Consider the following 15,253-nt stretch of genomic DNA (forward strand, 5'->3'; position numbering starts at 1 on the left):
CATGATATCGGGATTTTTGTTTTATTATTTAATCTTCTGCGTCTATTTCAACACCTTCGGCATTTATGTTTAGGTTTACTTCCTCAGATTCGGCTTTAATACCATTTTTATCTATTTTTAAATGGCCTTCGTTGGAATGAATTTCAATACCATCGTCATTAATTTTAACACTAGGTGTATTCACTTTAATTTTAATATTTTCCTCTGGGCAGTCTAAACATACGGCATCTTCATACATAATTTTCATGTAATGATTGGTATCATCTCTAGAAATTATATTGCCATCATACGTGCGGTAATTCAAATGTCCTTTGGCGCTATTGTTAAAATATGTTACTGCGTTTTCTGGTAAATAAAGAACAACATCAACCTCTTGGTCGCTAAATTTATTATCTGGATGTGTGGTTAAGTACGAGTCCAGTAACAAGGTGTTGTTTTTAAAATCGAAATTATAATTAATGTTTTTTGCACGCTCAATAGCGCTATCATAATCTCTACCATCAGCTTTTTTTCTAATAGCTACTCTAGCTACCGAGTCTGTAGTCGATTTTACAATAATATCAATATCCGCAGAGTATAGTACCTTATCACCATTGTCGTTATAGGCTAGTTTAAAATTATCATGACGCCCATAATCCGAGTTAAAATTATCGTTGTTTACCATTTTAATAGTAAGCGTATCTTTAGTTGTAATTGGAAGCTCGGTTTTTTCGGTATAGCTCTCCTCGTAGGCATGTTCGCTAGCTTGTCTTACACCAAAAATAATAAGCGCTATAATCGAGATAATCCATAAGCCAAGTAACGAGAATTTAGCAAGGTTGCCAATGGATTTCAAGTTGTTTATTAAAATCTTTAGTCCTAAATAGAATAAGAAAAAGAAAGGAATTCCAACGGCAAAAAAGGCACATAAAGACACTAACCAAATTGGGGTTTCGCCGGTGTTGGCAATCTCTACAAGGTCTAAACCAGGTATATGAATTACATCGGCAATACCAACAGAAAATAAGGCTACAATAAGCGCAATTAACGTTGCAGCACTAGCTATAATTAGCAGCACGCCAATAAATTTTGAGAACACCTTAAAGAAAAACATAATAATGTCGCCTATGGTTTCAAAAAAAGATCTAGAAGACGATTTTATAGAATTCCCCGTTTTCTTAACATCTATATTCTTAGCCGCGTTCGATACCGAGTCCGATACATTTTTGGCCACATCACCAACGGTTTCTGTTACGGTTTCAAAGCCGTCTTTAATTTTTTTTTCAATGTTACTAATGTTAACAGGCTCGCCCGTCATCATTATTTTTTCGGCTGTAGTTTTAGCTTCCGGAACTAAAATCCAAAGTAAAATATAAAGTAAAATACCGGTACCAGCACCAAAAATTAAAAGTATCCATGCTAATCTAATCCATATAGCATCAACACCAAAATAATGGGATAACCCAGACGATACGCCACCTACATAAGAGTTGTCTGTATCTCTAAAAAGCTTTCTCGAAGTAGTAGATTTTGTTCTGTAACTGGCCTGTGGCTCATCCTCAAAAATCTCGTCGTCTACCAAGTAATCTTCAGGTTGTCCCATTACCGAAATCACTTCATCTACCTCTGCAATCCTAATAACTTGCTTGTCGTTTTGCACGCGCTCATTAAAAAGTTCGGCAATACGCGCTTCTATATCGGCTATAATTTCAGATCGCCCTTGCGAGTCCGTAAACGAACGTTTTATAGCCTCCAGATAGCGTTGCAATTTTAAGTACGCATCCTCATCTATATGAAAAAATATACCTGCTAAATTTATGTTGACTGTTTTATTCATTTCTTTGGTGTTTTTTGGCTTGTTACTATAGTTACTGCGTTATGTAATTCACTCCAAGTGGTATCTAATTCCTTTAAAAATAATTTTCCGGTTTCGGTTAAACCGTAATACTTTCTTGGTGGTCCAGAGGTCGATTCTTCCCATCTGTAATTTAAAAGTCCTGCGTTTTTAAGTCGGGTAAGTAAAGGGTAAATGGTACCTTCAACCACCAGCAACTTGGCATCTTTTAAGGTGCTTAAAATTTCTGCTACATAAGCATCGTCGTCTTTTAAGACCGATAGTATGCAGAATTCCAAAACCCCTTTACGCATTTGTGCTTTTGTGTTTTCTATCTTCATGTTCTAAGGCGTTTTAATGTTGTGAAACTGTTCATTTTTTGATTGATTTGATTGATTGATTATTGATGAAATTTTATTTTGTCACTTCGACTAGTTGGGCGTTACCACAAGGGTCGGGCTTTACTTTTCAAGTCCTCGCACCTCCTACGTCGGGCTGTGGGCTTTCCATTACAATCCCTAACGCGGGTTAGTCTGCAGTTTTAGCTGCTCTGTAGTATTCATGGTTTTCTTTTAAAGGTTTCAGTTTCCCCTCTAAAAAGAGGGGATTAAGGGGTGTGTTAATGTTCACAGCTAAATTCAAAATTTAAATTATTTCAAAAAATTAATAGTAAACGGGTATTTATACACCTCGCCATCTCTAGCTTTTAAACTAGCCACAACTATTAAGGCCAATTCAATAATAAAACCAATTACTGCTATAGCACCTAAAGCGCCACCAATGTATAGTAGAGGCGAAGGCTTACCAATAGTAATATGGAAACTCTCAAAAGCATTAAAATCTATAAAATCAATACCACTAAAAATTTTAAAAACAAAAAACGGAATGGTTAACGTGCCTAAAATAATAGCGTACAAAAACACGCTTAACTGAAAATTAATAATCGCTTTCCCGTTTCTATCTATAAATTCCGATTTCCCCTTATTCACACTCCATAAAAGAATAGGGCCAATAAAATTCCCAAACGGAATAAAGAACCTACTAAACGTAGATAAGTGAATAAAAGTGGCAATGTTTTTTTGGTGATTGTCTAACATGATTTTTTTCGATTGATTTAAAACATATAATAGTTTCCTATGCAAATATATGTCTAAAAAAAGGTACTTTGTTACGCATAGTACTAAAAATTAACATAAAATTAACATTTAGGAATGTGAATTATTTTCATAACTTAGTAAAAAATTAAAACATATAAAATGGCGTTAACACCAAAGAAATTAAATACTTACACCATGTTCAAGCTGCCATCGGCATACCTTTGTGGCGTAAGAACAAAATATATAGATACAGAAAAATGTATAGTAGGTGTTAAATTTAGATGGATAAATCAAAACCCATTTAAGTCTATGTTTTGGGCAGTACAAGGTATGGCAGCAGAGTTTTCAACCGGTGCATTAATGATTTCTAAAATTCAAGACTCTGGTAAACGTATATCTATGTTAGTAACATCCAATAAAGCCACATTTACTAAAAAAGCATTAGGTAAAATAACATTTACTTGTACAGATGGTAAGGCTGTGGACGAAGTACTAAAAAAAGCTATAGAAACTGGCGAAGGAAAGACCCTTTGGATGGAATCTGTTGGTGTAAACGAAGAGGGTGTAGTGGTATCTACCTTTGGTTTTGAGTGGAGTGTAAAATTAAAGAGTTAAGTCGTTTGCCGTAAAGTCGTATAGTTGATTTACAACTAAAAGCAAACAGCTAAACAACAAACAGTAAAGAAAAACTGTAACAAAACTCAAAACAAATCAACATATAAGCGAATCAACAAAAAAACCGAACAAAATGACTTCACACGAAATAGACTATCGTATCTACGGCGAAGAAATGCAATACGTAGAAATTGAATTGGACCCACAAGAAGGCGTTGTAGCCGAAGCCGGAAGTTTTATGATGATGGACGATGGCATTAAAATGGAAACCATTTTTGGTGATGGTTCGCAAAACGATACAGGGTTTTTAGGTAAAATATTAGGTGCTGGAAAACGAATTTTAACAGGAGAAAGTTTGTTTATGACAGCTTTTTATAACGATCTAGTCGGTAAACGTAATGTATCCTTTGCATCACCATATCCAGGAAAAATAATCCCAATAGATTTATCGCGTTTTGGCGGCAAATTTATTTGTCAAAAAGATGCTTTTTTATGCGCAGCAAAGGGTGTAAGCGTAGGTATTGAGTTTTCTAAAAAACTAGGACGCGGACTTTTTGGAGGCGAGGGCTTTATTATGCAAAAACTAGAAGGCGATGGTATGGCATTTGTTCATGCAGGAGGAACCATGGCTATGAAAGAACTTAAAGCAGGCGAAACATTACGCGTAGATACTGGCTGTATTGTAGGTTTCGATCAAACGGTAGATTATGATATCGAATTTATTGGTGGCATTAAAAACACGGTTTTTGGAGGCGAAGGCTTATTTTTTGCTAAACTTCAAGGTCCTGGTACCGTATATATTCAGTCCCTACCTTTTAGTAGGTTGGCAGGTCGTGTGTTGGCATCGGCACCTAGAGCAGGAGGAAAGAGTAAAGGCGAAGGAAGTGTACTTGGAGGCCTTGGCGATTTACTTGATGGCGATAATAGATTCTAAATTTATAAAAAAAGATTTTTGTTAAAGGCTGCATCATTTGATGCAGCCTTTTTATATTTTAGCATGTAATAAAATATAGACTTTAACCTTAAGACCATTGAATTTAAAATTATTATTTAATCTATTATTTTTAGCTGTTTTTTTATTTAGTAATCCTGTTGTTTCTCAAAATGATCATAAAGGTCCAAATATGAAATATATTGATTCGGCAAATAATATAATCGATAAAAACCCTAAAAAAGCAGCTTTATTTTTAGATTCAATTACGCTACCCTTAAACGAAAAAATAAAGGGGCATCTTGCCTGTTATTACGAGTTAAAAGTATTAATTAACGATAAAAATAACGAAACCGTAAAGCGGTATCAAAATAGCATTTTGGCATTAAAATATGCCGAGCTTGAAAAAAATTATAATGTAGCAGGTTGGGCTTCATTAGAGCTTTTTTATAATTCTTATATCGTAAAAAAAGATACTAGTGCTTATGAGTATCTCGCAAAAGCTGAAAAATTTTATAAGTTAGCTAATAATAATGATGGCATTATTGAAGTTACCCAAATGAAGGCCTTAGAAGCCTTAGGAAACAAAAAATACGCGCAGAGTAATAAGATATTATTAGATAATTTAGAACGTTATAAAAGCATAAAGGATGATGCATATTACCACATGTATGCTCAGTTTTTATTAGCTACCAATTACCTTGATTTAAATAATTTAAATGCGGCGCATAAGCATTTTAATACCTTAAAAGCTTTAAAAAATAATACTACTATTCAGCCTTTATTGTACAAACGACATTTAGCTACAGTCTATGGTAGTTTGGGTGAATTTCATTTTAATAAAAAGGCAATCGATTCAACATTATTGTATTTGTCCAAATCCGCAGGCGTTAAAGACGGAATGAATGATAATGATAAAAGGAATTACTATAATCTTTATATTGACTATTACGATTTTAAAAAAGATTTTAAGGCTAAAAATAGCTACGTAGACTCTCTACGAATTTTAGAAAATGAGGTGTTAAACAAAACAATGAGTGCGAGCCTGCTTTTGGGAGATTCGTTAATGCAGTCTGAAACTGAATTAGGTGAAGAACGGAAGTGGAAAAATATAAATAAGCTATGGATTATTGTGTTAATTATAGTAGTTTTTGTGGTGTCTGTTTTTTATGTTATTAAACATAGGCGCGCTTCAAAAATCGTAGATAGTTATGAGAAAAATAATGACGAGTTCACTTACTTAAAATCCAATCATGAAAAGCTGAAATTAAAAGTTCATGGTTTAGAAGAATATATAAGTGATGTTAAAAAGGAAATTAAGAGTATTTCATCTCTTGATGGAAGCGGAAATCAGCAAAATAAGGTAAAAGAATTATATAAAAATTTACATATTAATGCGCCACTTCTTTTAGATAAAAATGAGGATCATTTAAAATTGGTAAACGAACTTAATATTGATTTTTTTACAAAAATTAAGAAGGAATATCCTCAATTAGTAGATTCCGAAATTATAATATGCTATTATTTATTTGTGGGTTTTAAAAGTAAAGAAATAGCTGTGTTTTTAAAATCCACTACGCGTGCTGTTGAAGGTAAGCGTTATCGTATTTCCAAAAAAATGAATCTTCAGGAAAGCGAATACACTTTGGTAGATTTTTTAAATAAAGAATTTAAAAATTTATAGCCAAAGGTTTTTTAATTAGCCACAGATAATATTATACTATTAAACGCAATGCGTGTAGTGGGTGTGTAGTGATTTATAGCGCTCGTTTTATAAAGTTTTTGATATTTGTTGTCCTATAATATACGCTACCCTAAACATAGTTTAGTTGATGCAAAAATAGAACAACAATCTATCTTAAATTTAATTAAATAAAAAAATGAAAAAAATCTACACAATTTTATTTACTGTGCTTTTCTCTGTTTTATCATTTGGACAAAACGGTAAAAGTTGGAGTAAAAAAGGAACGAGTAAAAAGGAAACTTTTTATAATGTCCAAGCAAAATTTGACAAATACTGGGAAACTAAAACACCCGCAAAAGGACAGGGTTATAATATTTTTAAACGTTGGGAAAAAAAGGTGGCCGATAAGGTATATCCTTCAGGCGATATGTCACTTTTATCATCTAACTATTCCAATTATATGGAGTGGTCTACTTCTAATAAAGTTTTAAATAAAAATAGTGCAAAGTCCAATGCTTCAGGCTGGTCTTCTTTAAATGGTAATTCAGTAGCATCAGGTTACGATACAGGTTCTGGTAGATTATCATTTATAACTTTCGATCCATTAGACGCATCTACCTTTTATGTTGGTGCTCCAGATGGTGGTTTATGGAAAACCACTGATGGTGGCAATAATTGGACAACTAATACTGATTTTTTAGCAGTAATAGGATGTTCTGGATTGGTTATACACCCAACAACAACATCTACAATGTACTTAGCAACAGGAGATAGAGCGGATGATAGAAGAAGTATAGGCGTCCTAAAATCTACAGATGGTGGAGCATCATGGAATTCTACAGGATTAACTTGGACAGCGGCCGATAACTACAGAATTACTAAAATTGTTATGGACCCAAATACGCCATCTACGATGATGGTTGCTACAGATGGTGGTGTTTTTAGAACTACCGATGGTTGGGCAACACATACATTAACAACGGGTGCAGAAGCATTTTATGATATTGAATTTAAACCAGGAACGGCCGTTGGAAACTCTAATACAGTTTATGCTGCTAGTGTGTATAATGACACTGAAGGTTATATCTATAAATCAACGGATAATGGTGCAAATTGGACTATTGCTTCAGGTATTCCAACCTCTGATGTAAGTAGAATTGAAATGGCAGTTTCAGCTAATGATGAAGATGTGGTATACGCTATTGCTGGAAACTTAGAGCGAGGTTTAAAGGGCGTTTATAAATCGACCGATAGTGGCTCTAATTTCTCATTAGTTTATGAAACAACAGCTAGTACTCCTAATATTTTGCACGCTAGTGATAATCCGCCGTCAGCACCAACTGAAGGTTGGAATGGCGGACAAGCAGACCATGATTTAGCAATTGCAGTGTCTCCTTTAGATGCCAATTTAGTAACCATTGGAGGAATAAACCAATGGCAATCCACTAATGGTGGTACAAGTTGGGAAAGAATTACATATTGGTTGGGTGTAAAAGATGGTTTTCCGGGGTCTCAATACCCTTCAACTGAAACCAAACCTTATATCCACGCAGATATCCAATACATTGCGTATTCTCCACACGATGATACTACTTTATATACAACTTGCGATGGAGGGATTTCAAAAGGAATTTCTAACGGGCAATCGGCATGGGAAGATATTACGAATAACATAGCTGTTGGTCAGCAAACAAATATCGCACTTTCTGCTACAGACCCAAATAAATATTTTGCAGGTTTACAAGATATAGGTTCTATTATGGCAACTAGTGCAGGTATGTGGTCTGTTTTAAGTGGTGGTGATGGTGAAGATGGTTTTATAGATCGTACAGATGATAATATCATTATTTCATCTACAACAAACGGACAATTTTACCGCACAAGTTACGGTGTGGTATCGTACTTTCCTTCAACAAATGGCGAGTGGTTTAGCCCGATTCATCAAGATCCAATTGAAGCGGATTGGGTTTATTTAGGAGGAAGACCAGCACTGTATAAAAGTACAGATATGCTAACGAAACCAAATGGTGATTCGGCTCCAAATTGGACTGCCCTAGGAACGCCTGCTGTTGGTAAAAATATTTTACGTTTTGAAATTGCACCGACTAATAATCAAGTCATGTATGCGATTACAGAAAATAAACTTTCAAGATCTACAGATGCTGGAGTTAACTGGACTGATGTAACAGGAACATTACCTGTTGGGTCTGCATCACTAAAAAACTTAACCATATCAAATTCTAATTCTGATGAGGTGTGGGTTGTGTTTTCTGGATATAACGCGTCTAGTAAAGTATTTAAAACTAATAATGGCGGAACCTCATGGACAGATGTTTACTCTAGTACATTACCAAACTTACCTATAAATACAATTGTACACCTTAAAAACAGTACTCAAAATGGTGTGTTTATTGGTGCAGATATAGGAGTGTATTACATTGATGATTCTCAAAGTGCTTGGACAGAAGAAGCAACCAATTTACCTAGAAACTCAGTTCAAGATTTAGAGGTTTTTTATACATCGGCAACAAGTGCAAAGTTAAGAGCTGCTACTTACGGTAGAGGTTCATGGGAAACAAGTATAGACTTTACTACTTTAGAAGCTAATGAAAATACTATGTTAGCATCTGAAGCTCCTAGGTTTCATCCTAATCCTGTTAAACAAGGGTTTGTAAATGTGAAGTTGAACAACCCTAACTCAAAATTCGATTTCGAAATTTATAACAACATTGGTCAAAGGGTGTCTTCTGGAACAATTGATCGTAACAATACCGTTATTGACTTAAAAAATAACACAAGTGGATTCTATTTTATAAAAGTGAAAAATGAGAATAAAGTGTATAGTCAGAAAATAATAATTGAGTAGAAAACAAAGTAAATTAAGCGGTAATTCGGTTTAGTTAAATTTGATTAATAGCATCTAACTCATTAAATTGATCCTGTGTAGTTCGCTATACAGGATTTTTTTTTGATAATTAATAAAGTATAATATAAAGATGAAGGCTCTAGTTTAAGTGATTAGCGTTTTTTTTTAGAAATTCGTTGATGTTCTATTTTAAGTTATTTGTGTTAATATTCCTTAAAATTATAGAACTTGATTATATTTTCACTAAATTTAAACATCAAAAATATAAAGCCTATACTATAAATCTACTTATTATTAAAACCTAAAACCCTGTAAAAATCATGGCAAGAGCAATGCTAGATTACACAAAAACTATACTTAATAAAGTTAGTTTTGACACATCGTTGTTTTGCAAAGAAGTACAAAAGGCATTAAATAGATTGTTGCCTTATGAGATTGAAGAGCTTAAAATTTATATTCATTCTCTGGTATTGCAAAATCCCGATTTAAATCAATGTTTAATTTATTTAAAAACATAATAAAAAAGCGACTCTAGGGTCGCTTTTTTGCATTAAATAGGTAGGTTTATTGAATGGTGTATTCAACGTAAGTTCTGGTATTATAATTTATTGCTCAATAAACTCATTATCACTTAGTGTTTTCATGAATGAAATGAGATGGGTTTTTTCCTCTTCTGTGAGAGGGATTTTATTGCCATTATCTTTTAAAATAGGGTCTAAGTTTTCGGCATCTACAACACCGTTATCTAAATAATCTAGGAGGTCTTTTAAAGTATTAAATTGTCCAAAACTACCATAGGGTGCTGTGTATTCAATATTTCGTAATGAAGGTACACGAAAACGCAAGTAATCGTCTACTTCTCTAGTAACTCTCGATCGGCCACCTTCTTCGCTATCTGGATTAATAGGAAAGCCAATGTTTCTGAAGCTTTGATCTGTAAATAATTCTGTGCTGTGGCAACTTATACATTTATCTTTAAAAACTTGATAACCTTGTGCTTCACTTTCAGTAAAAGTTTCAACTTCTTCTCGTATAACTTTGTCGTATTTGCTATTTGCAGAAATTAAAGTGTATTCAAACTGAGCAATACTGTTAAATATTCTTTCGTTTGTAACAGCCTCATCACCAAAAGCTTTATTAAATAATTCAATATACTCTTGATCGTTTTCAATTTTACCAATAACTTCTAAAATAGAGGAATCCATTTCTTCGTGCGTTATAATAGGTACTAAAGGTTGGTTTTCTAAAACTAATTTATTTCCATCCCAGTTATAAAATTGCATGAATGCCATATTTTGAATGGGTGGCGTATTGCGTAACCCGACTCTACCCTCAATACCTATGGCTTTGGATAAGTTATCGGTAAAAGCGTTTGCTTGTATGTGGCAACTAGCACACGCAATGGTATTATCTGCACTTAACCTTTTGTCGTTAAATAATTTTTCTCCTAGCTCTACACCATATGTTGTTGGTGCATTAGTGGTAGCAGTAATGTTTAAATCTGGAAAACCTTCCGGAATGTTTAGCGTGATTTCCGGATTATCATAAGAAATGGGTTGGTAGTCATCATTACTACAAGACGCAAGTATTAATACCACACACATATTTCTTATTAAATTTTTCATTTTGTAAACGCTTTTAGAGGCATTAATAATAAGCTTCAGCTCGATATAAATGTCAAGCCGAAGCTGTATTTATATTTAGTTTTCTACGCTAGTAATTGAAAACATACCTGTAGTATTAGTATCTCCGGTTCCTCCAATATTGTCAACAAACCTCATCATTTCTGTTGCAGTATGCGCACTTGGTGTTGCGTTGTTAGTAATATTTTCTGCTGTTACTAAAGTAATAGTATGAATATCTCCGCTTAAAAATTTATTAAAATCGGCTTTAATAACAATTTTAGGTGCGCTATTCCCTACAGTTGCCATAGTTGGAAGGCTTAATGTAATATCTCGATATGCATCAACACCTTGAATAAAGCTTTCACCAGTAGTATCATCTGGGTCTTCGTCTATCGTGCTACCAGAGTGGAAAGACAATACTTTATTATCACTGTCATAAAAACCTTCAATTTTAGTAAAACGGTATCCTGTTCCCCATTCCCAGTGCATTTGCGTGTCGTTCTCGCCCGCTGCTGCATAAAAGTTAGGGAAACTAACTTCGTCTAGAGTATTTAATGATGTTTTAACTCCTAAACCAAATTTTATTTGACTGTAATCAGCAGTAGGAATATCATTTAAAACATATTGTAAAGTTTCAGTTTTAGCTTGGTTTATTACAGTAGCACCGTTATCTAAATCGTTCACATTATATGGTATTTCGGTACCATCTACTTTAATAAGGCGGATGTTACTAATTACGTATTTTAACTCTTCAAAGTGGTGTACTTGTCCTTCGGCAGAAGTATTTGTGGTAGCCTCGGTTGAAGTGGCATTACCAAGTACTATAGTTTCGTTTCCAAAAGTGTTATTAAACTCTAGGGTTACATTGTTAGCTACAGGAGCATCATCATCACTACAAGAAACTATTGCTAATGCGCTAAGAGATAATATTAGGTACTTTTTAAAATTTTTCATTTTGATTTTGTTTGTTGTTATTGATTTTGTTTAAAAGTTTATTTTTAAGGACGTAAAGATGTTACGTCCCATTCTAGGGATATTTCCCCAATCGGCATAGGTGCTGTAGTATTCGTTTAAAATATTTTCGGCACCTACTTGGAATACTGTTTTGTAGCCTTCTATATAAAAGGAGTAATTTGCCGAGGCATCCCAATTGGTATAAGAAGGTGTTTCATCTTCACCATATTCTGGACTGTAATTAATTTGCTTATAATCGCCATTAAGGGACGTTGAGAATCCGAATTTTTGATATGCATAATGCAAAGACGTTTGGTAGCTTAGCGGACGAATAAACGGTAAATTATTTTTATTGTCATCTAGCCCTCGAGCATACGTAAGGGTTCCTTTCCAGTGTAAATCCTTTAAAACGGTATAGTTACCATTCAATGAAAAGTTAAATAGGGTAGCATTGTCTAAAGACGTGTAGCCCTTAACACCAACCGATTGATAATTCATAGGACTTCCGGCACTTAATATTCTTCCTATAATATAATCTTGTATGTAAAAGTAATTTGCCTTTGCCAAAATGCCACCTTTTTTAGTTTTATAACCTGCACTAGCATTAACCTCATAAGACACCTCGTTTTTTAAATCTGGATTTCCAATGTAATCATAACGGTCAAAACTGTTATAAATATAATACCCATAACCTTCTGAAACCGAAGGTGCCCTATGGCCATAGCCACCACCAACTGAAAAATTAAATTGGTTGATATCTAGGTTGTAACCCGCATGTAAACTTGGTGAAAACCGTGTTTTTCCTTGCGATGCACCCGGATGAAAAATTCGGTTAAACTCAACATATTTTGAATAGTTGTAATTAACACCTAAAGAGCCTCCAAAATTTAGTTGACTTTTTTCCGAGATATCATAAGTGTTACTCGTTGAAAGTCCTGCGTATTGTGTGGTAACCCAGGGCCAACTAAAAGCAAACATAGTACGCTTGCTGCGGTCTTGTGGATACATACGCATTTCTGCAATAGATAAATTATCATATGCATTTAGCTGTATTTCTGAAGCAAATTTTTCTTTTTTAAGATTAATTTTAGAAACCAAACCGTAGGTTGTACTCCAACCAGGCATATCCATATGTACTAAGTTTTCTGGACGGGTGGTATCGTCCATATAGTGCTCAACCGCGTTATAATATAATTTAGTGTCCCATACTTTAACAATTCCGTTTTCAAAAAACTTTTTGTATGCCACTGAGGTTATAAGTGCTCTCGATAAAGATAAATCCATTGGAAGCGCTGGGAAACCAACATCTTTCGCTTTATCGAAAATGGCATCCACCCTTAGGGCTGATAAGTCGCTCGTTTTGTACGCTAAGCCCAATGATGTATTGAATTTGTCGTACTGGGAGTGGTTAACTTCATCGTTATTTCCATCAGAATAATTTTCTGCTTTTCTATACGATATACTACCTTCGGCTACTAGTTTTTCTCCTGAATATGAAGCATTACCAAGGTTAAAGAATTGATTGTTATTAAATTCGAAGCCAGTTTGGTAGGCAGCATTCCATTTTTTACTCAGGCCAAACGATGTGCTTTTCCTTTTCAAATCGATACTTCCAGCAACAGTAGAGCCATTTAAGCCTCCTGCTTGTCCTGATTGAATATCAATTTCCGCAAGATTATTGCTTTCAACATACGACGTAACGGGATCCATTTTATCTGTACAAGCTCCAAACACATGCATACCATCAATAGTAATAATAGAACGCTCTGTACTCATATTATTGAGTAAAGGTTCCCATGCGTAAGCACCACGTTTTATAAAGCTAATATTATCAGACGAGGCTAAAAATTCATCAACAGAAACCGCCATTTTCATTTCGGTTTCAATTTTCTTTTTCTTAGCCGCAATAATCACAATTTCATCCAATTGTACGTCCACACTATCCTGTTGCATTTGTAAATTTTGAGCGCTCGCAAATGTGCCAAACAAAAGTATTAGTATTGTAAATCCTTTCATTTTTTTAGAATAATATGTCGATGTGTAATTCGCCTTTTTCACCCTCAATTCCTGGTGTAAACTCCGTTGATACTTCGGTTCCCTTTATGATGTCATCATTTTCATTTTTTAAAATAAAATTCAAGGTCCAATTGCCTGTCATGGTGTAGTTAACAACGCCGTAATATAAACCATCACTTTCTTGAGTAAGATCTTGGTTGTTAGGCGATGAGTGATTTCCCATAGATGGTTCAGGCATTCTTGGGTCTAATAATAACGTATGATTTTCAACCACGCTATAAGAGTACTGTGATGCATCAGGAAATGTGCCAGCGTTACTAGTTGGCTTGTTGTATTTGTATATACCTGCGACCAAATCGTTTTGTGACACGCTTGGACTTTGTGGGGCTACTAAGGCTATAAAATAGTGTTCGCCATCGTTACCTGTAAAAGCCGTCATGTTTAAATTTAAATTGTTTTGCTCCGCAATAGTAATAGCATGATTAACAGATGTTACTTCGCCATTATCAGTAATATCAATGTATATCTCCCAATTTACTGTCGAGTCACTTTCGCTAGTAAAAACTGCATAGCCAGTATAGTACCCTTCATTGGCATTATAAACTAAATTATAAGCATGTGGGCAAGAGGATTTATTTCCATTGGCATCGGTTATAATAGGTAAAAAAGTAACCTCGGCATCATTCAAATTTTCATTTGTTTGGCTATTGTTAATTTTAAGGTGAATTTCGTTGTATCCTTTATATAACGTGCCGTTTAAAGCCTCAATACTAATGGTGTAATTCTCGCTAACTATGGCTGTTACTTCTTCATACTCTATGTATTCGGTAGTTTCGGTAACCAATTCTGCTTCGTAATCTGTTTTGTCTAGTGTACAAGAAGTAACCACAACAAAAAGTACAAATACAGTAAATTGTATAAGTTTCATTGTTTATTGATTTTTATTTAAAAATGATAGAGGTTGTGCCTAACTAAAGTATACTGTTTAAGGTATTGTGTTTAGTTAGATTTGTACAATTAATATAATTGTACGTTTTACCGCCAAATGAAATCATTAAGGGAACACATTAAACTATGAGAATACACCAAAGGTCACCTTATTAAGCGCGCGTTTTTTACGTGTTAAGTAATTTTATTCTTATTAATTTTTAAATTAATAGAATACGATGGTAGTTTACTATTCTGGATTTTTTTTGAGTCCCTTATTTTATGAAGAAACTATATAAGAGGTGGGTGAAAAATAAAGTTCATATAATGATATTTGTATATCGCATTGTATGACGCGTTTATTTTTGGATTTTGTTCTTTAAGAATAACAAAATCATAATAATTAATTGTGTTTTGAAAGAACACTATAGATTGTTCTACCGTGATAGAATGACTGTTTTCATTGCCTGTTTCAGAATTTGAAGCTTTAGCTAATTCCTTTTTAAGGTGACATTTACCATTACAAGCTAACTCTGGTTTGTCTTGGTTTATACACAGTTCATTTTTTATATAATCGTAAAATGCAGCATATTCCAATACTGGAATTATAGGCTTGACAAGCAAGAATAAAGCGAATATAAGTGCTGCTGTTTTCACGGTGTAAAGGTCTTGCTTTTTTTTAAATTTTCCTAATATTAAAATCGTTATTGATGTTAATTAGGACG

At 34.1% G+C, this 15,253-nt stretch carries 13 protein-coding genes; 5 read left to right on the forward strand and 8 right to left on the reverse strand.

Annotation, left to right across the window (positions count from 1 at the left end):
* Positions 1 to 28 precede the first annotated feature (28 nt).
* The 3 genes from AAFN75_RS11585 to AAFN75_RS11595 form a co-directional block, all read right to left on the reverse strand.
* The gene (locus tag AAFN75_RS11585; RefSeq protein ID WP_411806468.1) at positions 29 to 1,816 is read right to left on the reverse strand and encodes a PspC domain-containing protein; all 1,788 of its coding nucleotides are present in this window, start codon (positions 1,814 to 1,816) and stop codon (positions 29 to 31) included.
* On the reverse strand, positions 1,813 to 2,154 hold the full coding sequence (locus AAFN75_RS11590) for a PadR family transcriptional regulator (RefSeq protein ID WP_092851718.1): 342 nt from the start codon (positions 2,152 to 2,154) through the stop codon (positions 1,813 to 1,815). Before AAFN75_RS11590 ends, AAFN75_RS11585 begins: the two co-directional genes overlap by 4 nt.
* Positions 2,155 to 2,463: 309 nt before the next feature.
* Complete coding sequence (locus AAFN75_RS11595) at positions 2,464 to 2,910, reverse strand: DUF4870 domain-containing protein (RefSeq protein ID WP_411806470.1); 447 nt, start codon at positions 2,908 to 2,910, stop codon at positions 2,464 to 2,466.
* Positions 2,911 to 3,069: 159 nt separating this feature from the next.
* On the opposite strand from AAFN75_RS11595, the gene AAFN75_RS11600 reads away from it, so the two are divergent.
* The 5 genes from AAFN75_RS11600 to AAFN75_RS11620 all read left to right on the forward strand — a co-directional run bounded on the left by AAFN75_RS11600 (position 3,070) and on the right by AAFN75_RS11620 (position 9,524).
* Positions 3,070 to 3,525 (forward strand): DUF4442 domain-containing protein, encoded by a 456-nt coding sequence (locus AAFN75_RS11600; protein WP_411806471.1) that lies wholly within the window; start codon positions 3,070 to 3,072, stop codon positions 3,523 to 3,525.
* Positions 3,526 to 3,658: 133 nt separating this feature from the next.
* Complete coding sequence (locus tag AAFN75_RS11605) at positions 3,659 to 4,459, forward strand: TIGR00266 family protein (RefSeq protein WP_144116819.1); 801 nt, start codon at positions 3,659 to 3,661, stop codon at positions 4,457 to 4,459.
* Positions 4,460 to 4,556: 97 nt separating this feature from the next.
* Positions 4,557 to 6,140, forward strand: coding sequence for a helix-turn-helix transcriptional regulator (locus tag AAFN75_RS11610; protein ID WP_411806472.1), 1,584 nt, complete (start codon positions 4,557 to 4,559; stop codon positions 6,138 to 6,140).
* Positions 6,141 to 6,336: 196 nt separating this feature from the next.
* Positions 6,337 to 9,006: a T9SS type A sorting domain-containing protein gene (locus AAFN75_RS11615; protein WP_411806473.1), complete on the forward strand. Its 2,670-nt coding sequence runs from the start codon at positions 6,337 to 6,339 to the stop codon at positions 9,004 to 9,006.
* Positions 9,007 to 9,326: 320 nt separating this feature from the next.
* Complete coding sequence (locus AAFN75_RS11620; protein WP_411806474.1) at positions 9,327 to 9,524, forward strand: hypothetical protein; 198 nt, start codon at positions 9,327 to 9,329, stop codon at positions 9,522 to 9,524.
* Positions 9,525 to 9,611: 87 nt separating this feature from the next.
* On the opposite strand, the gene AAFN75_RS11625 is transcribed toward AAFN75_RS11620, so the two are convergent.
* The 5 genes from AAFN75_RS11625 to AAFN75_RS11645 form a co-directional block, all read right to left on the reverse strand.
* A complete protein-coding gene (locus tag AAFN75_RS11625; protein ID WP_411806475.1) occupies positions 9,612 to 10,631 on the reverse strand; it encodes a cytochrome-c peroxidase in 1,020 nt (339 codons plus the stop codon).
* A 75-nt stretch (positions 10,632 to 10,706) separates the two neighbouring features.
* Positions 10,707 to 11,585, reverse strand: coding sequence for an MbnP family protein (locus tag AAFN75_RS11630; RefSeq protein WP_411806476.1), 879 nt, complete (start codon positions 11,583 to 11,585; stop codon positions 10,707 to 10,709).
* Between the two features lie 30 nt (positions 11,586 to 11,615).
* On the reverse strand, positions 11,616 to 13,601 hold the full coding sequence (locus tag AAFN75_RS11635; RefSeq protein WP_411806477.1) for a TonB-dependent receptor: 1,986 nt from the start codon (positions 13,599 to 13,601) through the stop codon (positions 11,616 to 11,618).
* Between the two features lie 4 nt (positions 13,602 to 13,605).
* Positions 13,606 to 14,529, reverse strand: a complete 924-nt coding sequence (locus tag AAFN75_RS11640; protein WP_411806478.1) for a hypothetical protein — start codon at positions 14,527 to 14,529, stop codon at positions 13,606 to 13,608.
* A gap of 290 nt (positions 14,530 to 14,819) precedes the next feature.
* Positions 14,820 to 15,185, reverse strand: a complete 366-nt coding sequence (locus AAFN75_RS11645; protein WP_411806479.1) for a hypothetical protein — start codon at positions 15,183 to 15,185, stop codon at positions 14,820 to 14,822.
* Positions 15,186 to 15,253 lie beyond the last annotated feature (68 nt).

This window comes from Algibacter sp. AS12 (assembly GCF_046736315.1).
Lineage (GTDB): Bacteria > Bacteroidota > Bacteroidia > Flavobacteriales > Flavobacteriaceae > Algibacter_B > Algibacter_B amylolyticus.

Coding starts and splice junctions, on each gene's coding strand:
- AAFN75_RS11620 (WP_411806474.1), top strand. CDS start 9,327: ATGGCAAGAGCAATGCTAGATTACACAAAAACTATACTTAATAAAGTT.
- AAFN75_RS11585 (WP_411806468.1), bottom strand. CDS start 1,816: ATGAATAAAACAGTCAACATAAATTTAGCAGGTATATTTTTTCATATA.
- AAFN75_RS11625 (WP_411806475.1), bottom strand. CDS start 10,631: ATGAAAAATTTAATAAGAAATATGTGTGTGGTATTAATACTTGCGTCT.
- AAFN75_RS11630 (WP_411806476.1), bottom strand. CDS start 11,585: ATGAAAAATTTTAAAAAGTACCTAATATTATCTCTTAGCGCATTAGCA.
- AAFN75_RS11635 (WP_411806477.1), bottom strand. CDS start 13,601: ATGAAAGGATTTACAATACTAATACTTTTGTTTGGCACATTTGCGAGC.
- AAFN75_RS11595 (WP_411806470.1), bottom strand. CDS start 2,910: ATGTTAGACAATCACCAAAAAAACATTGCCACTTTTATTCACTTATCT.
- AAFN75_RS11600 (WP_411806471.1), top strand. CDS start 3,070: ATGGCGTTAACACCAAAGAAATTAAATACTTACACCATGTTCAAGCTG.
- AAFN75_RS11590 (WP_092851718.1), bottom strand. CDS start 2,154: ATGAAGATAGAAAACACAAAAGCACAAATGCGTAAAGGGGTTTTGGAA.
- AAFN75_RS11605 (WP_144116819.1), top strand. CDS start 3,659: ATGACTTCACACGAAATAGACTATCGTATCTACGGCGAAGAAATGCAA.
- AAFN75_RS11615 (WP_411806473.1), top strand. CDS start 6,337: ATGAAAAAAATCTACACAATTTTATTTACTGTGCTTTTCTCTGTTTTA.
- AAFN75_RS11640 (WP_411806478.1), bottom strand. CDS start 14,529: ATGAAACTTATACAATTTACTGTATTTGTACTTTTTGTTGTGGTTACT.